This is a genomic window from Roseateles sp. DB2 (assembly GCF_051857535.1).
GTDB lineage: Bacteria > Pseudomonadota > Gammaproteobacteria > Burkholderiales > Burkholderiaceae_C > Roseateles_B.
On the sequence record NZ_JBPZGY010000012.1, the window covers coordinates 134908 to 157719 of the forward strand.

Sequence of the window (22812 nt, forward strand, 5' to 3'; positions counted from 1 at the left end):
ATCATGCCAGCTGACAGGGGCTGTCCGGAGGCCTCTCTAAAATGCACGGATGACCGCCCACCCCCACGACGCCCCAGGCACCGATTCCCTTGACGACCTCTTCGGCGATGCGCCCGCACCCCGGCCCGCCTTGGGGGCCTCGGAGGCCCAGAACGGCCTGCTCAAGGGCCTGAACCCGGAGCAGCTCGCCGCCGTCACCCTGGGGCAGGAGCCGGCCCTGATCCTGGCCGGCGCCGGATCGGGCAAGACCCGGGTGCTGACCACCCGCATCGCCTGGCTGCTGAACCAGGGCTTGGCCACGCCAGGCGGCATCATGGCCGTGACCTTCACGAACAAGGCTTCCAAGGAGATGCTCACCCGCCTCTCCGCCATGCTGCCCTACAACGTGCGGGGCATGTGGATCGGTACCTTCCATGGCCTGTGCAACCGCTTCCTGCGCGCGCACTGGAAGCTGGCCGGGCTGCCGCAGGGCTTCCAGATCCTCGACGCCTCGGACACGGTCTCGGCCGTCAAGCGCGTGATCAAGGCCATGAACCTGGACGAGGAGCGCTTCGTGCCCAAGCAGGTCAGCTGGTTCATCGCCGGCGCCAAGGAAGACGGCCTGCGACCCAAGGACATCGATCTGCGCGACGAGCAGACCCGCAAGCTGGCCGAGATCTACCAGGCCTACGAGGACCAGTGCAAGCGCGAGGGCGTGGTCGACTTCGCCGAGCTGATGCTGCGCGCCTACGAGCTGATGCGTGACAACGCCGCCGTGCGCGAGCACTACCAGCACCGCTTCCAGTACCTGCTGGTCGACGAGTTCCAGGACACCAACAAGCTGCAGTACGCCTGGCTGAAGATGTTTGCGCCGCCGGGCCGCGGCCAGGGCGTCTTTGCGGTGGGCGACGATGACCAGAGCATCTACGCCTTCCGCGGCGCGCGGGTCGGCAACATGAGCGATTTCGAGCGCGAGTACCGCGTGCGCCGGGTGGTCAAGCTGGAGCAGAACTACCGCAGCTACGGCCACATCCTGGATGCCGCCAACGAGCTCATCAGCCGCAACAGCCACCGCCTGGGCAAGAACCTGCGCACCGAGATGGGCCCGGGCGAGCCGGTACGCGTCAATGAGGCCGCCAGCGACTTCAACGAGGCCCAGTGGCTGCTGGAGGAGGCGCAGGCCCTGCATCGCCAGGGGCTGGCGCGCTCGGAGATCGCCATCCTGTACCGCAGCAATGCGCAGTCGCGGGTGATCGAGTCGGCGCTGTTCAATGCCGGCGTGCCTTACCGCGTGTACGGCGGCCTGCGCTTCTTCGAGCGGGCGGAAGTGAAGCACGCGCTGGCCTATCTGCGCCTGATCGAGAACGCCAACGACGACACCAGCTTCCTGCGCGTGGTGAACTTTCCGGCCCGCGGCATCGGCGCGCGCACGCTGGAGCAACTGCAGGACGCTGCGCGCCAGAGTGGCCGCAGCCTCTACCAGAGCGTGGCGGCGGTGCCGGGCAAGGGCGGCAGCAATCTGGCCGCCTTCGTGAACCTGGTCGAATCCATGCGCAACCTGACGCAAGGCCTGACCCTGCGCGAGATCATCGAGCAGATGCTGGAGACCTCCGGTCTGGCCGAGTTCTACCGCACGGACAAGGACGGCGCCGAACGCCTGGAGAACCTGGACGAACTGGTCAACGCCGCCGAGGCCTTCGTCACCCAGGAGGGCTTCGGCAAGGATGCCGTCGCGCTGCCGGTCGATGAGCTGGGGGCCGCTGGTGGATTCACGCCAGGGCAGATCGCCGCTGGCGATCCGCCCGCCATCGCCGCGGTGAACCTCACGCCGGACGCCGAGACCGGCGAGATCGTCTCGCCCCTGGCCGCTTTCCTGACGCACGCCTCGCTGGAGGCCGGCGACAACCAGGCGCAGGCCGGCCAGGACGCCATCCAGCTCATGACGGTGCACTCGGCCAAGGGCCTGGAGTTCGATGCCGTCTTCATCACCGGCCTGGAGGAGGGCCTGTTCCCGCACGAGAACTCGCTGTCCGACGGCGACGGGCTGGAAGAAGAGCGTCGCCTGATGTACGTGGCCATCACCCGGGCCCGGCAGCGCCTGTACCTGAGCTTCAGCCAGACCCGCATGCTGCACGGCCAGACGCGCTACAACGTCAAGAGCCGCTTCCTGGACGAACTGCCGGAAGAGGCGCTGAAGTGGCTGACGCCGCGCAACCAGGGCTTCGGCTCGGGCTTTGCCCGCGAGTACCAGCAGGCCTGGGAGCGGGGCTCGGGGCTCAAGTCCATGGTGGGCGCGGGCCGGGTGGAGCGTCAGGCGCCGGCCTGGCAGCAGGAGCGCGAGGGCAAGGATGCGCCGTCCTTCGGGGGCGCACCGGTCCCCAAGACCATGAAGCAGGCCGCGGCTGCCAAGGTGGGCGCCGAGCACGGCGGCCTGCGCGTGGGCAAGGCCGTCTTCCACAACAAGTTCGGCGAAGGCGTGCTGCTGACGCTGGAGGGCAGTGGCCCGGATGCCCGCGCCCAGGTGAACTTTGGCCGGCATGGGACCAAGTGGCTGGCACTGTCGGTGGCGAAGCTGACGCCGATCGATTGATTGAGGAGCGCCTGCGGGTGTGCCGAGCCTTGCATGGGCGGCTTGCACGAGTGGCGCCGTCGTGCCGCACGGCAGCAGAAAGAGAAATGGCCGGGTCTCCCCGGCCATTTCCCACTCAAGCGCAGACCTGAAGATCAGGCCGTCGCCGGCTTCGCATGCTCATCGTCCAGCAGCTTGCCGAAGGCCAGCTTGATCAGCAGCAGCAGCACCGCCGCCGAAGCCACCAGGGCCGCGTGCAGGGCCCAGAAGCTGGGGCCGCTGATCTCGTCCAGCAGGCCGGCCAGCCAGCCCACGAAGGTGTTGCCCAGGAAGAGGTGCAGGTAGTAGCAGCCAATCATCAGCCCTTCCATGCGCTGCGGCGCGGTGCGCGAGTACAGCGCCAGGCCCACGGGCAGGATGTTGGCGAAGCCCAGGTTGTTCAGCAGGTTGTAGCCTATGGTCCAGACCAGGCTGACGCGGCCATGGTCCTGCTCGATCATGCCGGCGGCCAGCACGATCAGCAGCGGTGCCGTGCAGGCAAGGGCGGAGCCCAGGGCCATCTTGGTCAGCTCGTCCGGCTCGCGGCGGCGCTCGGCCCACCAGCGCCAGAAGGCGATCGAGCCCAGCATGGTCAGCAGGCTGGTCGCGGCATCCAGGGCCTGCAGCCAGGTCAGGGGCACGGCCCACCCGAAGAGCACCATGTCCATGTGCTTCTGCGCCCACAGCGGGTAGGCGTTGTTGAATTGCTGATTGCCTACGATGGACAGCATCAGCACCGGAATCATGCAGACCAGCAGGGCCAGGCGGCGCTTGTCGCGGCTGCTCATGGGGGCCTTGGGTGCTGCGTCGCGAACCTTGGCATGGCGCGGTTCCTCGGCCGGGAGGTAGCGACGGCCAGCGAGGTAGACGATCAGGCCGATCAGCATGCCCACGCCCGCGGCGCCGAAGCCCCAGTGCCAGGCCACCTTCTCGCCCAGCGTGCCGCAGACCAGGGGTGAGGCGATCACCGCCACCTGCACCGCCAGCATGAAGATCTGGAAGGCGCTGGCGCGGCGCTTGTCCTCTGGCTTGTAGAGCGACCCCACCTGCGCGGCGATATTGCCCTTGAAGGCGCCCACGCCCACCAGCAGGCAGGCGATTGCCAGCAAAAAGCTGCGGTCGAAGGCCATCAGGAAGTGGCCCAGGGCCATCAGCGCGGCGCCGATGGTGATGGTGCGGGTGCGGCCCAGCCAGCGGTCCGCCACGATGCCGCCCAGCAGGGGCGTCAGGTAGACCAGGCCGGCATAGAGGCCAAAGACGATGGAGGCCAGCTGCTGTGTCTTGCGTGGGCCGGTCACGGACTCGATCAGTGCGCGCAGGCTGTCGATACCGGCCACATTGCCGATGTTCTCGGGCAGGAACAGGTAATTGCTGAGGTAGAGCACCAGCAGCGCCTGCATGCCGTAGTAGGAAAAACGCTCCCAGAACTCGCAGAAGGCCAGCCAGCCCAGGCCGACGGGGTGGCCCAGGAAGGCACGGTCCAGGCGGTCACCTGACGCGGCGGGAGGGGATACGCCGCTGGTGGCGGCTTCGGAAGGCAGGACGGCAGACATGGCAGGCCTTGTCAGTGGATGAAGGGGGCTACTGCTAAAAGGTCCGCCACTGTGGCTGAACTGGGGACGAAGCGCCATCCAGGCTTCCCTGGATGACGATATGCGGAGACGAGGTGCGAAATATGCAGGTTAGAGCGCGGCCGGCCCTGGCGGCGGCAGTGGCCAGGCCAGGCACAGGGCAGGGCGCCGCCGGCGCTGTCATGGATCTGTCGCAGGGCGGTCATGCGTGCTTCATGGCCCGCCGGGACACTCGGGGCGCTTTCAACCCGAGGGTATCCCGTCAAATGAACAAGCAAGACCAGAACCAGCCTTCCTGGGCGGACGAAGAACACAACACCAGCGCCAACCCGGACTTCCAGAGCGTCCTGGGGGCCCGCATGGCCCGGCGCTCCCTGCTGCGAGGGGCCCTGGGCGGCGTTTCCAGTGCCATGCTGGGAGGCTTCGCGCTCACCGCCTGCGGCAGCGGCGGTGATGACAACAGCCCCGCACCCGCTCCCGCACCCGTGCCCAAGCTGCAGAAGCTGGGTTTTTCCGCCGTGCCCAAGTCCACGGCAGACGCGGTCTCGGTGCCTGCGGGCTACACGGCCACCGTGCTGTTCGCACTGGGCGATCCCCTGACCGCTGCCGCCACCGCCTACAAGAACGATGGCAGCGACGGTGACTTCGACAATCGTGCAGGCGACCACCATGACGGCATGGAGTACCTGGGGCTGTCCGCCGATGGCAAGCCGGACCCCAAGTCCAGCGACCGCGCCCTGCTGGTGATGAACCACGAGGCCACCAGCCATGCCGGCAGCGAGCGCGCCTCGGCCTTCGTCCATGTCAACGGCGGCACGAACACGCTGCCGCGCCCCGCGGCCGAGACGGATCGCGAGGTGCCGCTGCATGGCCTGTCGGTGGTGGAGATCCGCCGTGGCGGCGGCACCTTCTCCTACGTCAAGGACTCCAGCTTCAACCGCCGCATCACCCCCTTGACGCCGGTGGTGCTGTCTGGCGCCGCCGCTGGCCATGCCTTGATGAAGACCCGCTACAGCAGCACCGGCGTGGCTGCTCGCGGCACGCTGAACAACTGCGGCACGGGCCTCACCCCATGGGGCACGGTGCTGACCGGTGAGGAGAACTGGTCCGGCTACTTCTTCCGCTCCGCCACCGATGATGCCGCCCGCGGCAATGACAAGTCGGTGACGGCCCTGAAGCGCTATGGCCGCAGCCAGGGGGCCGCCAGCCGCCATGGCTGGGAGACGTCCGGTGCTGACGACAAGTACCAGCGCTGGGACATCAGCAAGAAGGGCGCCTCTGCCGATGGCAGCGACGACTACCGCAACGAGATGAATACCTTCGGCTACCTGGTCGAGGTGGACGGCTACAGCAAGACCGCCGCCGTGAAGAAGCGGACCAGCCTGGGCCGCTTTGCTCACGAGAGCGCGGCCTTCAGTGCGCTGGTGGTCGGCAAGCCGTTGGCGGTCTACATGGGCGACGACTCGCGAGGCGAGTACATCTACAAGTGGGTGTCTGAGGCGGTCTGGTCTGCCGCGGATGCCAATCCCGCCGACCGCATCGCCACCGGCGACAAGTACCTGGACAAGGGCCGCCTCTACGTGGCGAAGTTCAATGCCGATGGTTCGGGCGAGTGGATCGAGCTGTCGATCAACAACGCCTTGATCAAGGCTGCCAGTGCCTATGCCTTCGCCGACCAGGCGGATGTGGTGGTCAATGCCCGCCTGGCCGCTGACGCCGTGGGCGCCACGAAGATGGACCGCCCCGAGTGGTGCGCGACCCATCCGACCAGCGGCGAGGTCTACTTCACGCTGACCAACAACAGCAACCGCAAGGTCGAGCCCACCGGCTCGCAGATGGTCGTCGACGCTGCCAATCCTCGCTCCTATTCCGACAGCTACGCTGGCGGTGCCGCGGGATCGCCGGGCAATGTCAACGGGCACATCCTGCGCGTGGCCGAGACCGGCGGTGATGCCGCGGCGACCAGCTTCAAGTGGGACGTCTACCTGTTCGCCGCTGAAGCCGAAGCCGATGCCAGCAAGGTCAATCTGTCGTCCCTGACCGCAGACCAGGACATGTCCAGCCCCGACGGCCTCTGGTTCAGCAAGGCCACCGGCATCTGCTGGATCCAGACCGATGACGGTGCCTACACGGACAAGACCAATTGCATGATGCTGGCCGGCATTCCGGGCAAGGTGGGCGATGGCGCCAAGAAGACGCTGAGCTACACCCGCAAGGACGGCAGTGTGATGACGGTGGATACCTACGTCGGCAAGGCGCCTACGGCCGATACGCTCAAGCGTTTCCTGGTGGGTCCGGTGGACTGCGAGTTGACGGGCTGCTGCGAGACGCCGGACGGCAAGGCCCTGTTCGTCAACATCCAGCACCCGGGCGAGACCATCAGTTCGGCCACGATCGGGAACCCTGACAAGTTCCTCAGCCACTGGCCCGGCAACGCCGGCTATGGTGCAGGCGGTGCCAAGGCACGCCCGCGCTCGGCGACGATCGTCATCACCAAGAGCGACGGCGGCGTCATCGGAAGCTGAGTCATGACGGTGCCGCTGAAGGCGGCATGACTCCCAGTGAAATGGGCCTGGTGCAGGGATGCGCCGGGCCCTTTTTCATGGGTGACCCGCTGTCGAGGCTCCCGCGCGGCCGGTGGCGCACGCGCGAGCCTCGCCCGCACTCACGACTGTTGCGGAGGGTGGGCCAGCACGTCCTTGGGGGCGCCGAACATGAAGCAGTCCACGAAGGTGAAGTAGAGGGACGCGTAGAAGGCCGAGCCCAGGGCATACATGGCGATGATGCCCAGCAGGGGCAGCAAGGCGCTGAGCCCCGCCAGCGCGAAGGCCGCGCTGAGCATGCCGCCGGCCAGGCTGGCGACGATCTGCACGCCCAGCCAGCCCAGCATGTAGACCGCGAAGGCACCGCGGTTGCGCCATACGCCCAGGGTGCTGGAGAACAAGGCCTGCAGCGCACCCTGGCCGCCCCAGTGCACCAGGGCGGGGGCATGCCAGTAGGGTGTGCTGATCAGGGCGATCCAGGCCAGGCGCAGCATGAAGCCGCTGAACAGCGCAGGGTCGGGCGCAGGCAGCTCGGCCGGCTGCTTGCCACCTTCCTGGCTGGCTGCGGTCATGGCGTCCATGAACTTGTCTAAGGCCGTGCCGAAGGCGCCGCCGTCCAGTTGGTCCATCAGTAGCAGGCCGCCGATGGTCAGCAGCGCGAAGCTGAAGCCCAGCACCAACTGGGTGGTGCGCCGCTCGCTCGTCAGCTGCAGGGGCGCGATGAAGACGCTGGGCACGGGGCGCTTGCCCTGCAGCACCAGGTGCGACGCCAGCATGAAGCCCAGCGAGAACAGCGGCATGGTGGCCAGCAGCAGGAAGCGCAGGGGCGCTGGCAGGGCCAGGGTCAGCAGGTTCAGCAGCATCAGCGCCGAGAACAGACCGATCATGCCCAGCGGCGCGCGCTGCACGATCTTGAAACCGTGCCGGACCCACAGCAGGCCGTTGGCCGCGGGGACGTTCTGCAGGTGGAGGGTCAGGGCCATTCAGCGTTCCTGGGGGGCAAGGGCGTGCCATGCGCTCGCGAGGCGCTCGCGCAGCACGCGCTCGAAGTGGGTGGGATCGTGGGGCTTGAGCAAGGAGGCTTCGCGCGGCAGGTGGTAGTCCCACAGGCGCGAGACCCAGAAGCGCAGCGCCGCCGCGCGCAGCAGGGCCGGCATCAGGCGGTGCTCGGCGCCGCTCAGCGGGCGCTCGCGTTCGTAGGCCTGCACAAAGGCCTGGGCGCGGGCCTCGTCCAGGCGGCCGCTGGCGAGGTCGATGCACCAGTCGTTGAGGCACACGGCGATGTCGAACAGAAAGGTGTCGACACCGGCGAAGTAGAAGTCGAAGAAGCCGCTGAGCTGCTCGCGGCCGGGCAGGCCCTCGAACATGACGTTGTCGCGGAAGAGGTCGGCGTGGATGGGGCCGCGTGGCAGCTCGGCATAGCTCTGCGAGGCGGCCAACTGCTGCTGGAAGGCCAGCTCGCTGGAGAGCAGCTCGGCCTGCTCCGGCGTCAGGAAGGGCAGCACCACGGGGACGGTGTCGCTCCACCAGGCCAGGCCGCGCAGATTGGGCTGGCTCAGCGGAAAGTCGCGGCCGGCCAGATGCATGCGGGCCAGCATGGCGCCGACCTGCTCGCAGTGGAAGAGATCCGGCGCCAGTTGGTGGCCGCCGCGCAGCTTGTTCACCACGGCGGCGGGCTTGCCCTGCACACGGTGCAGGATCTCGCCGCTGCCATCGGCCTGCGGGTCAGGCACTGGGATGCCACGGCCGGCCAGGTGCTTCATCAGGCGCAGGTAGAAGGGCAACTGTTCGAAGCTCAGGCGCTCGAAGAGGGTCAGCACGTAGTCGCCGCGCTCGGTGCTGACGAAGTAGTTGGTGTTCTCGATGCCGGCCGTGATGCCGCGCAGATCGGTGATGGTGCCCAGTTGCAGGCGGTCCATCAGGACCTGGACCTGGGCGGCGGAGACTTGGGTGAAGACGGCCATGGCAGGAAGGCTGGGCGGGGCGCTGCTGGCGCCGCGCGGGAATCAGAAGCTGAACAGGCGCCAGACGCGCTGACCGGCCCCGGCCTTGGCCGAGGCGGCACCGGGGCTCAGGTCGCGGCCGGGCTCGCCCAGCAGGATCTCGTACTCCGGGGCCTTGCCCTTGGGCTTGACCTTGGCGCTGACGGTCTGGCCGCGCACGCGGAGTTCCTCGATGCGGATGCTGTCGTCTTCCAGCCGGATCTCCTGCACCGCGGGTTCGGGCGGGTCCTGAGGAAGGGGCGGGGCGGCCGGGGTCTCGGCCGCATGCGCCACAGCGGCCAGGCAGGCGATCAGCCCGGTGGCCAGGGACAGGGCAGCCCGTGCCCAGGGCCGGGCCGGCGATGGCAGGTGGAGGGGGGACGGGTTCTGCATCCGCCGATTCTATGCGGCAGCCAGAGCCGCCTCTCACGCAGGCTGCTGACAGCAGCCGGCCATGCCTTGCGTGACAATGCGCCCCCATGAGCAAACCCATCCTGCTGCTGGTCGACGGCTCCAGCTTCCTCTACCGCGCCTTCCACGCCCTGCCGGACCTGCGCGGCCCCGAGGGCCAGCCTACCGGCGCCGTGCATGGCTTCGTGGCCATGATGAAGAAGCTGCGCGATGACATCGGCGCCGAGCATGCTGCCTGCGTGTTCGACGCCAAGGGTCCGACCTTCCGCGACGAGTGGTACCCCGAGTACAAGGCCCATCGCCCGCCCATGCCGGATGAGCTGCGGGCGCAGATCGCCCCCATCCACGAGGTGGTGAAGCTGCTGGGCTGGCCGCTGCTGGAGGTGCCGGGCATCGAGGCGGATGACGCCATCGGCACCCTGGCCCGCCTGGGCGCCGAGAGCGGCCACCGGGTCGTGGTGGCCACGGGCGACAAGGATCTGGCCCAACTGGTCAATGCCGACGTCAGCCTGATCAACACCATGGCCAAGCCGCCCGAGCGCCTGGACGTGGCCGGCGTGATGGAGAAGTTCGGCGTGCCGCCGGACCGCATCATCGACTACCTGACCCTCATGGGCGATGCCGTGGACAACGTGCCCGGCGTCGAGAAGGTGGGCCCCAAGACCGCCGCCAAGTGGATCGCCGAATACGGCTCGCTGGACGGCGTGGTCGCCAGCGCCGACAAGATCAAGGGCGTGGCCGGCGAGAACCTGCGCAAGGCCCTGGACTGGCTGCCCACGGGCCGCCGCCTGGTGACCGTCAAGCTGGACTGCGATCTGGCCGGCCACGTGCCGCAATGGCCGGCCCTGGACGCCCTGGCCCTGCAGCCCGTGGACAAGTCCGGCCTGCTGGACTTCTTCACCCGCTACGGCTTCCGCACGCTCAAGCGCGAGCTGGAGGCGGAGCTGGGCGGTGGCGCCGCGACGCCTGCGCCCAAGCCCGCTGCCGGGACGACGGGCGACCTCTTCGCCGACATCGCGCCGCCGGCCGAGGCCGCGCAGGTCGAGCGCCGCTACGACACCGTCCTGGACTGGACCGCCTTCGAGGCCTGGCTGGCCCGCATCCAGGCCGCACCCCTGGTCGCCCTGGACACCGAAACCGATTCCCTGGACCCCATGGCTGCCCGTATCGTGGGCCTGTCCTTTGCCGACCAGCCCGGCGAGGCCTGCTACATCCCCCTGCGCCACAGCGGCCCCGACGCGCCCGAGCAGCTCCCCATGGACGAAGTGCTGGCCCGCCTGAAGCCCTGGCTGGAGGACGGCTCGCGGGCCAAGCTGGGCCAGAACGTCAAGTACGACCTGCATGTCTTTGCCAACCACGGCATCGCGGTGCAGGGCTATGTGCACGACACCATGCTGGAAAGCTATGTGCTGGAGGCGCACAAGACCCACGGTCTCGAAGCCCTGGCCGAGCGCCATCTGGGCCGCCACGGCCTGAGCTACGAAGACCTCTGCGGCAAGGGCGCCCATCAGATCCCCTTCGCCCAGGTCGACGTGGCCAAGGCTGCCGAGTACTCCAGCGAGGACTCCGAGATGTGCCTGCACGTGCACGAGCTGCTGCAGCCGCGCCTGCAGTCTGACCCCGGGCTGGACTTCGTCTACCGCCAGATCGAGATGCCGGTGTCCCTGCTGCTGGCGCGCATCGAGCGCACAGGGGTGCTGATCGATGGCGCGCGCCTGCAGGCCCAGAGCCACGAGCTGGCGCAGCGCCTGGTCGCCATCGAGCAGCAGGCCTACGAGATCGCCGGCCAGCCCTTCAACATGGGCAGCCCCAAGCAGATCGGCGAGATTCTCTTCAACAAGCTGGGCCTGCCCGTGGTCAAGAAGACCGCCACCGGCGCGCCCTCGACCGACGAGGAAGTGCTGGACAAGCTGGCCGCGGACTACCCGCTGCCGGCCAAGATCCTCGAGTACCGCGGCCTGGCCAAGCTCAAGAGCACCTATACCGACAAGCTGCCGCTGATGGTCAATCCCCAGACGGGCCGGGTCCACACCTCCTATTCGCAGGCGGTGGCGGTGACGGGGCGGCTGTCCAGCAACGACCCGAACCTGCAGAACATCCCCATCCGCACGGCCGAAGGGCGCCGGGTGCGCGAGGCCTTTGTCGCGCCGCCGGGGCATGTGATCGTCAGCGCCGACTACTCGCAGATCGAGCTTCGCATCATGGCTCACATCAGCGAGGACCCTGGCCTGCTCAAGGCCTTCCAGGACGGGCTGGACGTGCACCGCGCCACCGCCTCCGAGGTCTTCGGCGTGGCCGTGGACGCGGTCACCAGCGAGCAGCGCCGCTATGCCAAGACCATCAACTTCGGCCTGATCTACGGCATGGGCGCCTTCGGCCTGGCCCAGTCCCTGGGCATCGAGCAGAAGGCGGCCAAGGACTACATCGACCGCTACTTCACCCGCTTTGCCGGGGTGAAGACGTATATGGACCTGACCCGTCAGTCGGCCAAGGACCTCGGCTACGTCAAGACCTATTTTGGCCGTCGGATCTATCTCCCGGAGATCAACGGCGGCAACGGCCCGCGCAAGGCCGGCGCTGAGCGCCAGGCCATCAACGCACCCATGCAGGGCACGGCGGCCGACCTGATCAAGCTGGCCATGATCGCGGTGCAAAAGGCACTGGACGACGAGGGCAAGCAGAGCCGCATCGTGATGCAGGTGCATGACGAACTGGTTTTCGAGGTGCCTGAGTCAGAGTTGGACTGGATTCGCGCGGAGGTGCCGCGCCTGATGGCGGGCGTAGCCCAGCTCAAGGTGCCGCTGCTGGCCGAGGTCGGGGTCGGGGCGAACTGGGACGAAGCACATTGACATCCCAGCGAGCCCATGGGCGAGGCTGGCTCTTCGGGCTTAACAGGTTCAAGGCCGCGCAAGCGGCGCATGCAAGGTGATTGATGGATTTACCGTATGAATGGCAGATCGGCTGGCGCTACACGCGTGCGGGCCGGGGAGGGCGGCGCAACCGCTTCATCTCCTTCATCTCCGGGGTGTCGATGCTGGGCATCGCGCTGGGGGTGGCGGCGCTGATCATCGTGCTGTCGGTGATGAACGGCTTCCAGAAGGAGGTGCGGGACCGCATGCTGTCCGTGGTATCGCACATCGAGTTGATGGGCTGGCAGGGCGAGAGCTTCCCGGACTGGGAGCAGTTGGCCGGGCAGGCCAGACGCAACCCACAGGTGAAGGCAGCCGCGCCCTTCGTGGCCAACCAGGTGCTGGTGGCGCGGGGCGAGGACATGCGCGGTGCCATCGTGCGCGGCATCGATCCTGCCCTGGAGCCTGCCATGACGCCGCTGGCCGCCGAACTCAAGGACACGGCCCTCAAGCGCCTGGTGCCGGGCGAGTTCGGCGTGCTGATCGGGGTGGAGATGGCCCGCGCGCTGCAGGTGCACGAGGGCGACCGCATTACCCTGGCCGCACCTACGGGGGACGTGACGCCGGCGGGGGTCTCGCCACGCTTCAAGCAGTTCAAGGTGGTGGGACTTTTTAGCGCCGGCCACTATGAGTACGACAGCGCCCTGGCCCTGGTCCACATCCAGGATGCCCAGCGCTTCTTCCGCGTCGACGGCCCCACGGGTGTGCAGCTGCGCCTGGCCGATGTCCATCAGGCCCGCGAGGTGGGGGACCAGCTTTCGCTGAGCTTCGGACCCGCCATCCGCGTGCGCGACTGGACCCGTACCAATGCCAGCTGGTACGACGCCGTGCAACTGGAGAAGCGCATGATGCGCATCATCCTGACCCTTATCGTGGCCGTGGCCGCCTTCAACCTGGTCTCGACCCTGGTCATGACGGTGACTGACAAGCAGAGCGACATCGCCATCCTGCGCACCCTGGGCGCGAGCCCGCGCTCCATCATGGGCATCTTCATGGTGCAGGGGGCGGCAGCCGGCGTGATCGGCACCGTCGGTGGCACCTTGCTGGGCCTGCTGACGGCCTTCAACATCGACGTCATCGTGCCCGCCATCGAGCGCCTCTTCAATACCAGCTTCCTGCCCAGCAGCGTCTACGTGATCAGCCGCATGCCCAGCGATCCGCAGTGGTCCGACATCATCCCCATCGCCCTGACCTCCCTGGTGCTGGCCTTCCTGGCCACCCTCTACCCCAGCTGGCGCGCCAGCCGCGTGCAACCCGCGGAGGCGCTGCGCTATGAATGACCGTTCCAAGGATCTGGTGCTTCAGGGCACGGCGCTGAGTCGGCGCTTCGAAGAGGGCCCCCTCGACGTCACCGTGCTGACGGGTGTGGACATCAGCGTGCGCCGGGGCCAGACCCTGGCCATCGTCGGCGCCTCGGGCTCGGGCAAGAGTACGCTGCTGCACCTGCTGGGCGGCCTCGATGCGCCCAGCAGCGGCCGCGTCCAGCTGATGGGCCGTGACTTCGCCCAGATGAACCCGGCCGAGCAGGGCCGCTGGCGCAACGAGCACCTGGGCTTCATCTACCAGTTCCACCACCTGCTGCCGGAGTTCACGGCCCTGGACAACGTGGCCATGCCCCTGCGCATCCGCCGCCAGCCCGAGGCCGAGGCTCGGGCGCAGGCGAAGGCGATGCTGGAACGCGTAGGCCTGGGGCAGCGCGCGATGCACCGGCCGGCCGAGCTCTCGGGCGGCGAGCGCCAGCGCGTGGCCATCGCCCGCGCCCTGGTCAGCCGCCCGGCCTGCGTGCTGGCGGACGAGCCCACCGGCAACCTGGACCGCGGCACGGCGGATGCCGTCTTCGGCCTGATGCTGGAGTTGGCGTCCAGCCAGGGCACGGCTTTCGTGATGGTCAGCCATGACCAGCAACTGGCCGCACGCTGTGAAACCCGCTTGAACCTCATCGGCGGCCGTCTGCAGCAGGATTGAGCGCGGGCTGCAGTAGGATCGGTGCCCCACTGTCCTGGAGGCCCCATGTCTGTTGTCCCGCCCCGCTACATCCTCAAGCTCAGCTGTCCGGATCAGGCCGGCATCGTCCACGCCGTGACGGGATTTCTGCTGGAGCAGGGCGGCAACATCCTGACCTCGGCCCAGCACGGTGATGCCGACCACCAGCGCTTCTTCATGCGCATCGAGTTCGAATGCAGCCGCGCCACGCCCGTGCTGGCCCTGCGCGAGGCCTTTGCGCCCTTGGCCAGGCAGCTGCAGATGGACTGGGAGCTGGTCGGACGTGAGACCAAGACCCGTGTGCTGCTGCTGGTCTCCAAGCTGGGGCACTGCCTCAACGACCTGCTCTTTCGCGTGCAGACGGGCCACCTGCCCATCGAGATCCCGGCCATCGTCTCCAACCACCGGGACTTCTACCAGTTGGCCGCCTCGCACAACATCCCCTTTCACCACTTCCCGCTGCTGAATTCCACGCCCGAGCAGAAGGCCGCTCAGGAGCGCAAGATTCGCGAGGTGGTCGAGGAGAACCGCATCGACCTCGTCGTGCTGGCCCGCTACATGCAGATCCTCTCGGGCGAGATGTGCGAGTACCTCTCGGGCCGCGCCATCAACATCCACCACAGCTTCCTGCCCAGCTTCAAGGGCGCGCGGCCCTATCACCAGGCGCATGAGCGGGGCGTCAAGCTGATCGGCGCCACGGCGCACTACGTGACCTCGGACCTGGATGAAGGCCCCATCATCGAGCAGGAAGTGGCCCGCATCGACCACAGCATGCCGCCCGAGCAGCTGGTGGCCATCGGCCGGGACACTGAATGCATCACCCTGGCCCGCGCCATCCAGTGGCATGCCGAGCACCGCGTGCTGATGAACGGCAACCGTACCGTGGTCTTCCGCTGAGGACGGAGCGCCGTGCATGTGGATAGACACCCACTGCCACCTGGACGCGCCCGAGTTCGATGCCGACCGTGACGCCGTCGTGCGGCGCGCCCAGGACGCGGGGGTGAGGCAGATCGTGATCCCGGCCGTTGCGGCCTTTGGCTTCGACACGGTGCACGAGCTGGCGCATCGCCACGGCTTTGCCTACGCGCTGGGCATCCATCCGCTGTATGTGATGCAGGCCCGGGAGCAAGACCTGACCCTGCTGGCGGACCGCTTGCGGGTCTGGCGGGATGACCCGCGTCTGGTGGCGGTGGGCGAGATCGGCCTGGACTTCTTCGTGCCGGGCATTGACGCCGATCTGCAGCAGCACTTCTACCTGACTCAGCTCAGGCTGGCCCGCGAGCTGGGTCTGCCGGTGTTGCTGCACGTGCGGCGCAGTGCCGATCAACTGCTGGCCGGGCTGCGCCGCCTGCCCGTGGTCGGCGGCATCGCCCATGCGTTCAACGGCAGCGAGCAGCAGGCGCTGACCTTCTGGAAGCTGGGCTTTCGCCTTGGCTTTGGCGGCACACTGACCTTCGACCGATCGTTGCAGATCCGGCGTCTGGCGGCCTCCCTGCCTGCCGAATCGCTGGTGCTGGAGACGGATGCACCGGACATTCCCCCGCACTGGCTCTACAAGACCGCGGCGCAGCGCGCGGCAGGCGAGTCCAGCCGCAACGAGCCGGCCGAGCTGCCGCGCATCGCCGAGCGCCTGGCCGCTATCCGAGGCTGGACGCTGCCACAGGCCGCCGGGCAGACCCGAGTCAACGCTGTCACGGCGCTGCCCCGCCTGGGCAACTTGGAGGGGCACCTTTGAAGGATTCCTCACATGGCAGGGCCATCGATTGCAGCCGCCCCGACATCGCGGCCTGGATACGGGCCTGGCTGGCCGCCCGCTCGGCCGGACGCGGGCTGCCAGCGCCCTTTGATGATGCGGGTGGCTACCGGGTCGACGTCAATGCGCCCGACGAAGTACGGCGCTGGGTCTTTCCCCGGGTGAGTCCGGCCGTCACGTCCCTGGCGCAGGAGATCGTGCAGCCCCGGCATTTCATCAAGGTCTGCGCCGAGCCCGAGCAGTTGCTGGCGGCCTTGCCGTCGGCGTGGCGGATTGCGGCGCAGGGGTATTTCATGCAGGGACCGGGTCGGTCGCCACTGGCTAGGCCGGTGCCGGGCTACCGCTGCGAGCGGCACACCGCGGCGGGGCTCAGCCAGGTGCGGATCCTGACCGAGGACGGGGAGCTTGCCGCCAGCGGCCATGCCGCGGAGACGGCCGGCGTGTTCATCTACGACCGCATCCTCACCGAGCCCGCCCATCAGAGGCGCGGGCTGGGCCGGCTGCTGATGCACGAACTCGGCGCCTGCAAGCGCGAAGCGCGTGCGCCGGAGTTGCTGGTGGCCACCATGCAGGGGCGCTCGCTCTACGAGGCCCTGGGGTGGACGGTGCTGAGCCCCTTCTCGACCGCCTTCCTGCCCGACTGAACGGGCGGATCGCTTCAGCGGTTGCGCGGCGTGATGGGCGTTTCCGGCACAGGGTAGCCGGCCGCACCGAAGGTCGCGACCACCGCCTTGTGCGTGTCGAAGTAGACCTGCCAGTAGTGGTCGGTGTGGGTGTAGGGCCGCACGCAGAGCAGGGGGCCTTCGGGGGTGAAGCTGAGGATCTCGACGTCGGGCGCGGGCGAGCTGGCAATGTTGGGGATCTGGGCCAGGGCCGTCTTCAGGCGGGCGATGGCGTCCAGCGGGTCCACGCTGTTGGCGATCTTGGCCACGCAGTCCACGCGCCGGAAGGGCAGGCTGGAGAAGTTCTGGATGGTGTCCGAGAAGATCTTGTTATTGCCGATGATGGTCTGCACATTGTCTGGCGTGACCAGGGTGGTGCCGAAGAGGCCGATCTCCAGCACCGTGCCCGTGACCCCGCCCACCTGGACGAAGTCCCCCACCTTGAAGGGCCGCAGCACCTGCATGAAGATGCCGGCTGCAAAGTGCGTCAGCAGGCCGCCCCAGGCCGTGCCGATGGCCAGGCCCGCGCCGGCCAGCAGGGCGGCGAAGGAGGTGGTGTGGATGCCGAAGATGTCCAGGATGGCCAGCACCAGGACGATGTTCAGGATCACCGACAGGATGGAGCGCAGGTAGGTGGACAGCGTGGAATCGATGCGCTTGCCGCGCTCCAGCGCCGCGCCCATCAGCCGCAGCACCAGGCCGATGACCCAGCGGCCGATGATCCAGGCGGCCAATGCGGCCAGGACCTTGAGTCCAAAATCCATGCCCTGGGTGCTCAGGAAAACCCAGATGGCTTCGGTATTCAACATTGCAATCCTCCGTGTTCTTGAATGAATGACATGGCACGACGAACGCCCGACATCCAGGTCCGGATGACAGGAGACCCGGCCGCAGCCGCGGGCGCCTCGATTGAAACTGCCACCGGCGACCCTGTGCTGCAGGGTTTGCCCGCGCTGGCCTCGCCCCGGGCGCGGCTGCTGGTGCTGGGCAGCTTCCCCAGTGTGGCCTCGCTGACTGCTCAGCAGTATTACGGCCACCCTCGCAACCACTTCTGGCCGCTGCTGTCGGCGCTGTGGGGTCAGGACTTGCGTGCCATGCCTTACGAGCTGCGCTGCGGCTGGGTTGCACGGCGCGGTCTGGCCATCTGGGACGTCTACGCCAGCTGTCAGCGGGAGGGCAGCCTGGACGCCGACATCCGCGCCGCCAAGCCCAATGATTTGCAAGCGCTGGTGAGCAGCCTCCCGGAGCTGCGGGCAATCGCACACAATGGCGGGGAATCGGCGCGCAGCCTGCGCGTCACGCAAGCCCTCGGCCTGCCTGTCTTCCGCCTGCCCTCGACCAGCCCGGCCAATGCCAGCTGGAGCTTCGAGCGCAAGCTGCAGTCCTGGCGCGAGGTCTTTGCCTTTGCCGGACTGCTGGATGAGCATCAAGAAGAAGACGAAGGAAACGGGTGGCCGCGCGGCCAGCCCTGAATGGACGCATGCCACGCTGTCGGAGTTCGACGGCGTCCGCTTCCTGCACCTGGACAGCATCTGGGTCCAGGGCGCCATGCGCATCCGCAAGCCCCAGGTGCTGGAGCTGGAGTACATCCAGCGCATGATGGCCTGGATGCTCTGGCGGGACGGCGAGTCCCTGCGCGAAGGCCATGCCGTGCAACTGGGCCTGGGCGCTGCGGCGCTGACCCGCTTCTGCCACAAGGTGCTGCGCATGCAGACCACGGCGGTCGAGATCAACCCGACCGTGATCGCTGCCTGCCGCAGCTGGTTCCACCTGCCGGAGGACGACGAGCGACTCTCCGTCCTGAACCAGGACGCAGCGCGCTGGGTGGCCGACCCGGCGAACCTGCAGACCGTGCAGGTGCTCAATGTGGACCTCTACGACCACGACGCGGCCTCGCCCGTGCTGGATGACGAGGACTTCTATGCGGCCTGCCGGGGCGTGCTGGCCGACGGCGGCCTGATGACGGTCAACCTGTTCGGGCGCGCGGCCAGCTTTGCGCGCAGTGCCGCCCGCATCGCCCGCGTCTTCGGCAGTGATCAGGTCTGGAGTCTGGCTCCGACGAAGGAGGGCAACACCGTGGTGGTGGCGGCGCGAGGCGTGCAGGTGCCGGACCGCGAGGAGCTGGAGCGCCGTGCCGATAAGATCGAGGCGCGCTACGGCAGCCATGGCCTGCCCGCGCGCAAGTGGCTGCGCCTGGTGCGGCCCCTGCCGATGCGCATCATTGAACTGATGGCGGAAGAGGCCTGAGATGAACAGTGCGTCCAAGAGCGAATCCTCTGCCGTGGGCCAGCAGGGCGGGCGCCTGGAATGGCGGCCCCTGCTGCGTTGGCTGCAGGAGGACGGCATCATTGACGCCGAGTCTGCACAGCGTGTGGAGCAGCGCTTCGGCGCAGGCGACAGCGCCCAGCACCCGCTGCTGCGCCTGGCCGCTGCGGGGCTGCATCGCCTGTCCAACGGCAAGCTGCTGGACGTCGAGGCGCTGACGGCCTGGTTGGCCGAGCGGGCGCGCCTGCCGTATCTCCGTATCGACCCGCTGAAGGTGGACGTGGGCCGCGTGTCCGATGTGATGTCGGTCAACTACGCCGAGGCCAAGCGCTGCCTGCCCATCCAGTTCGGTCTGATGGACATCACCATTGCGACCAGCGAACCCTTCGACCTCGGCTGGGTCGCGCAGATCGAGTCGCATACGCGCAAGCAGATCAAGCTGGTCGTGTCCAGCCCCAACGAGATTGCGCGCTACACGACTGAGTTCTTCACCTTGGCCAAGTCCGTACGCGAGGCCGCGAAGAGCGGTGCTGCGGCGCCCTCGGCGAGCTTTGAACAACTGGTTGAGCTGGGGCGCTCCAACAAGCAACTGGACGCCAACGATCAGGGCATCGTGCAGGTGGTCGACTGGCTGTGGCAGTACGCCTTCGACCAGCGTGCCAGCGACATCCACCTGGAGCCGCGCCGCGAAATCGGCCTGATCCGCTTCCGCATCGACGGTGTGCTGCATACCGTCTACCAGCTGCCGCCCACGGTGCTGGGGGCCATGACCTCGCGCATCAAGCTGCTGGGCCGCATGGACGTCGTCGAACGCCGGCGACCCCTGGACGGCCGCATCAAGACGCGCAACCCGCTGGGCGAGGAAGTGGAAATGCGTCTGTCCACGCTGCCCACGGCCTTCGGCGAGAAGATGGTGATGCGCATCTTCGACCCCGACAATGCCGTCAAGGACCTCAGCGAGCTGGGCTTCTCGCGCCACGATTCCGAACGCTGGAACCAACTGGTGGCCAAGCCGCACGGCATCATCCTCGTCACCGGCCCCACCGGCAGCGGCAAGACCACGACCCTTTACTCCACGCTCAAGCGCCTGGCTACAGACGAGGTCAATGTCTGCACCATCGAGGACCCGATCGAAATGATCGAACCCGCCTTCAACCAGACCCAGGTGCAGACCGCCATTGACTTCAGCTTCGCGGAAGGCCTGCGTGCCCTGATGCGCCAGGATCCCGACATCATCATGGTCGGTGAGATCCGCGATCTGGAAACTGCCGAGATGGCCATCCAGGCCTCGCTGACCGGCCATCTGGTCTTCAGCACCTTGCACACCAACGATTCGGTCTCAGCCGTCACCCGGCTGCTGGACCTGGGCGTGCCCGCCTACTTGATCAACGCGACGGTGATCGGTGTCCTGGCTCAGCGCCTGGTTCGCACGCTCTGCGAGCACTGCAAGCAGCCTGACGAGAGCGTCACACCCGAGACGCTCAACGAGACGCTCAAGCCCTGGCGCATGAATGGCAAGGTGCGCGCCTACCGGCCGGTGGGCTGCCTGGAGTGCCGCAATACGGGCTTTCGCGGTCGGGCCGGGCTTTACGAGCTGCTGATGCTCAGCGAGCCCGTGCGCAAGCATCTGCATGCCCACGCTGACATGCCTGCCATGCGGCGCCAGGCCATGCAGGAGGGGCTGCGCCCGCTGCGCCTGGCAGGAGCGATGAAGGTTGCCGAGGGTTTGACTACCCTGGATGAAGTGCTGCGCAGCACCCCGCAATGGGAGCACTGATCCCTGTCGCAGCGCTGTTGCGCTTACGTGGAAACCACAGACGAGAGCGCCGGATGTGCTGCCTAGAATCGTTTGACAACTGCATGAGAGGCGCTCAGTGAAGATCAAGAGCCAAAGAGACTTCTGGTCCGGTCTGCTGTTCCTGCTGGTCGGCCTGGCCTTTGCCTGGGGCGCCACGGAATACAACTTCGGCTCCTCCGCAAAGCCTGGCCCCGGCTACTTTCCCTTCGGTCTGGGCATCCTGCTGGCCATGCTGGGCGGCCTCGTCCTCTTCAAGGCGGTGACCATCGAGTCCCCCGACGGCGACCAGATTGGCGCCATTGCCTGGCGCCCACTGCTCATCATTGTTGGCGCGATTGCCCTGTTCGGGCTCGCATTGCCCAGGTTGGGGCTGGTGGTGACCCTGCCGTTGCTGATCTTCATGTCCTCGCTGGCCGGTGACGAGTTCCATTGGAAGGATGCGTTGATCAGCGCCGTCGTACTGACGGCGGGCAGCTGGGTGATTTTTGTCTGGGGACTGAAGCTCACCATCCCCGTCTGGCCCGTCTTCCTGGCTTGAGGAGTGCTCATGAGCTTGCTTGACAACCTCCTGCTCGGGTTTCAGACCGCCCTGACGTTCCAGAACCTGGCTTACGCCTTCATGGGCGCCATGCTGGGCACGCTGATCGGGGTGCTGCCCGGCCTGGGACCTGTCGCGACCATCGCGATGCTGCTGCCGTCCATCTACACGCTGGACGCAACGCCAGGCCTGATCATGCTGGCCGGCATCTACTACGGCGCACAGTACGGTGGTTCAACCACGGCCATCCTGATCAACGTTCCGGGCGAGTCCAGCTCGGTGGTGACGGCCATCGACGGCTACCAGATGGCCCGCCAAGGGCGTGCAGGCGCGGCACTGGCGGTGGCGGGCCTGGGGTCCTTCTTTGCGGGCTGCGTGGGCACCATCATCATTGCGGCCTTCGCGCCGCCGCTGACCGAGATGGCCTTCAAGTTCGGTCCGGCCGAGTACTTCTCTCTGATGGTGCTGGGACTCATCGGCGCCGTGGTGCTGGCCTCAGGTTCGCTGGTCAAGGCCATCTCAATGATCGTGCTGGGCCTGTTGCTGGGGCAGATCAACACGGACGTGATATCCGGTACACCACGCTTCTCCTTCGACATTCCGGAGCTGTCCGATGGCATCGGCTTCGTGGTCATCGCCATGGGGGTCTTCGGCTTTGGAGAAATCATTGCCAACCTGGGGCAGCCGCCCGAACACCGAGAGGTCTTCACCAAAGAGGTGAAGGGCTTGTGGCCTACCAAGGAAGACTTCAAGGAAGCCTGGCCTTCCGTCCTTCGGGGCACGGCGTTGGGTTCGGTGCTGGGGGTGCTGCCAGGTGGTGGCGCTCTGCTTGCATCCTTTGCGGCGTACACCCTGGAGAAGAAGGTGGTGCGCAAGCCCCGCCATGCCTTTGGCAAGGGCGCCATCCAGGGCGTGGCCGGACCGGAGAGCGCGAACAACGCCGGCGCGCAGACCAGCTTCATCCCGATGCTGACCCTGGGCATACCGCCGAATGCCGTGATGGCTTTGATGGTGGGGGCGATGACCATCAAGGGCATACAACCGGGTCCGCAAGTGATGACCAGCAACCCGCAGCTTTTCTGGGGCCTCATTGCCTCCATGTGGGTGGGCAATCTGATGCTGGTGGTGCTGAACCTGCCTCTGATAGGCATGTGGATCAAGCTGCTGACTGTGCCTTACCGCTTCCTGTTTCCGGCCATCGTGACCTTCTGCTGCATCGGCACTTACACGCTGAACAACAACAGCTTTGATGTCTATGTCACCGCCGGTTTTGCGATGCTGGGCTATGTGTTCTACAAGCTGAGCTGTGAGCCAGCGCCGCTGCTGCTGGGCTTCATCCTCGGGCCCATGATGGAAGAGAACCTGCGTCGCGCCTTGTTGCTGTCGCGTGGCGACTGGGGGACTTTCGTCAGTCGGCCCCTGTCCGCCGGACTGCTGGTGGCAGCCTTCCTGCTGATTCTGGTGGTGATGCTGCCCTCCATCCGCAGCAAGCGGGAAGAGGCCTTCCAGGAAGACTGAGCACTGAGCGGAGCGTGCCCGGCTGCTCGCCGGTCCGGAGTGCCGGTTTCTGGATACGAAGAATTTTTCTCGAATCTCTTGCTCTGGTCTAAAAAGCTGTGCTACAGTCTAAGGCTTCGCTGCTGATGCAGTGCTTCGAAACGAAGCGCGAATTGGCGGCGGGGCGCAAAAGGGTTTCGATCCTGATGCGCGGCGAGATCTGAATGTTTCGCCAGGCGTTGAAAGCTGTTGAAAAACAAATTTCAAAAAACGCTTGACGATACGAAAGAAATTCAGTCATAATCTCGCTTCT

At 67.0% G+C, this 22812-nt stretch carries 19 protein-coding genes; 13 read left to right on the top strand and 6 right to left on the bottom strand.

What is annotated here, in order from left to right; all coding sequences use genetic code 11:
• Positions 1 to 49: 49 nt before the first annotated feature.
• Positions 50 to 2569: a UvrD-helicase domain-containing protein gene (locus ACS5PK_RS17335; protein ID WP_439441506.1), complete on the top strand. Its 2520-nt coding sequence runs from the start codon at positions 50 to 52 to the stop codon at positions 2567 to 2569.
• Between the two features lie 134 nt (positions 2570 to 2703).
• Here the strand turns inward: ACS5PK_RS17335 and ACS5PK_RS17340 are convergent, their stop codons facing one another.
• Positions 2704 to 4140, bottom strand: coding sequence for a peptide MFS transporter (locus tag ACS5PK_RS17340; RefSeq protein WP_439441507.1), 1437 nt, complete (start codon positions 4138 to 4140; stop codon positions 2704 to 2706).
• Positions 4141 to 4424: 284 nt separating this feature from the next.
• On the opposite strand from ACS5PK_RS17340, the gene ACS5PK_RS17345 reads away from it, so the two are divergent.
• A complete protein-coding gene (locus ACS5PK_RS17345; protein WP_439441508.1) occupies positions 4425 to 6683 on the top strand; it encodes a PhoX family protein in 2259 nt (752 codons plus the stop codon).
• Between the two features lie 140 nt (positions 6684 to 6823).
• Here ACS5PK_RS17345 and ACS5PK_RS17350 read toward each other — a convergent pair whose 3' ends face one another.
• Genes ACS5PK_RS17350 through ACS5PK_RS17360 form a run of 3 tightly spaced genes read right to left on the bottom strand, consistent with a single transcriptional unit; the run spans position 6824 to position 9076 of the window.
• Positions 6824 to 7684: a BPSS1780 family membrane protein gene (locus ACS5PK_RS17350; RefSeq protein ID WP_439441509.1), complete on the bottom strand. Its 861-nt coding sequence runs from the start codon at positions 7682 to 7684 to the stop codon at positions 6824 to 6826.
• On the bottom strand, positions 7685 to 8665 hold the full coding sequence (locus tag ACS5PK_RS17355; RefSeq protein ID WP_439441510.1) for a homoserine kinase: 981 nt from the start codon (positions 8663 to 8665) through the stop codon (positions 7685 to 7687).
• Between the two features lie 42 nt (positions 8666 to 8707).
• The gene (locus tag ACS5PK_RS17360; RefSeq protein WP_439441511.1) at positions 8708 to 9076 is read right to left on the bottom strand and encodes a hypothetical protein; all 369 of its coding nucleotides are present in this window, start codon (positions 9074 to 9076) and stop codon (positions 8708 to 8710) included.
• 86 nt (positions 9077 to 9162) lie between these two features.
• On the opposite strand from ACS5PK_RS17360, the gene polA reads away from it, so the two are divergent.
• The 6 genes from polA to ACS5PK_RS17390 all read left to right on the top strand — a co-directional run bounded on the left by polA (position 9163) and on the right by ACS5PK_RS17390 (position 16383).
• On the top strand, positions 9163 to 11943 hold the full coding sequence (gene polA, locus ACS5PK_RS17365; protein WP_439441512.1) for a DNA polymerase I: 2781 nt from the start codon (positions 9163 to 9165) through the stop codon (positions 11941 to 11943).
• 83 nt (positions 11944 to 12026) lie between these two features.
• Positions 12027 to 13283: a lipoprotein-releasing ABC transporter permease subunit gene (locus ACS5PK_RS17370; RefSeq protein ID WP_439441513.1), complete on the top strand. Its 1257-nt coding sequence runs from the start codon at positions 12027 to 12029 to the stop codon at positions 13281 to 13283.
• Entirely contained in the window at positions 13276 to 13968 is a 693-nt protein-coding gene (locus tag ACS5PK_RS17375; RefSeq protein ID WP_439441514.1) for an ABC transporter ATP-binding protein, read from the top strand. Before ACS5PK_RS17370 ends, ACS5PK_RS17375 begins: the two co-directional genes overlap by 8 nt.
• A gap of 45 nt (positions 13969 to 14013) precedes the next feature.
• Positions 14014 to 14883 (top strand): formyltetrahydrofolate deformylase, encoded by an 870-nt coding sequence (gene purU / locus ACS5PK_RS17380; RefSeq protein ID WP_439441515.1) that lies wholly within the window; start codon positions 14014 to 14016, stop codon positions 14881 to 14883.
• A 16-nt stretch (positions 14884 to 14899) separates the two neighbouring features.
• A complete protein-coding gene (locus ACS5PK_RS17385; protein WP_439441516.1) occupies positions 14900 to 15721 on the top strand; it encodes a TatD family hydrolase in 822 nt (273 codons plus the stop codon).
• Positions 15718 to 16383, top strand: coding sequence for a GNAT family N-acetyltransferase (locus ACS5PK_RS17390; protein WP_439441517.1), 666 nt, complete (start codon positions 15718 to 15720; stop codon positions 16381 to 16383). The genes ACS5PK_RS17385 and ACS5PK_RS17390 overlap by 4 nt, the downstream gene beginning before the upstream one ends.
• 14 nt (positions 16384 to 16397) lie before the next feature.
• On the opposite strand, the gene ACS5PK_RS17395 is transcribed toward ACS5PK_RS17390, so the two are convergent.
• Positions 16398 to 17210 carry a mechanosensitive ion channel family protein gene (locus ACS5PK_RS17395; RefSeq protein ID WP_439441518.1) on the bottom strand — a complete coding sequence of 271 codons (813 nt, stop codon included), beginning with the start codon at positions 17208 to 17210 and terminating at the stop codon, positions 16398 to 16400.
• A 63-nt stretch (positions 17211 to 17273) separates the two neighbouring features.
• Here ACS5PK_RS17395 and ACS5PK_RS17400 point away from each other — a divergent pair, with 63 nt between their 5' ends.
• The 5 genes from ACS5PK_RS17400 (at position 17274) to ACS5PK_RS17420 (ending at position 22520) form a co-directional block, all read left to right on the top strand.
• Positions 17274 to 17873: a DNA-deoxyinosine glycosylase gene (locus ACS5PK_RS17400; RefSeq protein ID WP_439441529.1), complete on the top strand. Its 600-nt coding sequence runs from the start codon at positions 17274 to 17276 to the stop codon at positions 17871 to 17873.
• Positions 17821 to 18648, top strand: coding sequence for a spermidine synthase (locus tag ACS5PK_RS17405; RefSeq protein WP_439441519.1), 828 nt, complete (start codon positions 17821 to 17823; stop codon positions 18646 to 18648). The genes ACS5PK_RS17400 and ACS5PK_RS17405 overlap by 53 nt, the downstream gene beginning before the upstream one ends.
• A gap of 1 nt (position 18649) precedes the next feature.
• On the top strand, positions 18650 to 20443 hold the full coding sequence (locus ACS5PK_RS17410; protein WP_439441520.1) for a GspE/PulE family protein: 1794 nt from the start codon (positions 18650 to 18652) through the stop codon (positions 20441 to 20443).
• A gap of 97 nt (positions 20444 to 20540) precedes the next feature.
• Positions 20541 to 21002, top strand: a complete 462-nt coding sequence (locus tag ACS5PK_RS17415; RefSeq protein WP_439441521.1) for a tripartite tricarboxylate transporter TctB family protein — start codon at positions 20541 to 20543, stop codon at positions 21000 to 21002.
• Positions 21003 to 21011: 9 nt separating this feature from the next.
• Positions 21012 to 22520, top strand: coding sequence for a tripartite tricarboxylate transporter permease (locus ACS5PK_RS17420; protein ID WP_439441522.1), 1509 nt, complete (start codon positions 21012 to 21014; stop codon positions 22518 to 22520).
• Between the two features lie 88 nt (positions 22521 to 22608).
• Here the strand turns inward: ACS5PK_RS17420 and ACS5PK_RS17425 are convergent.
• On the bottom strand, positions 22609 to 22812 hold a 204-nt coding region (locus ACS5PK_RS17425; RefSeq protein WP_439441523.1), incomplete at its 5' end, for a hypothetical protein.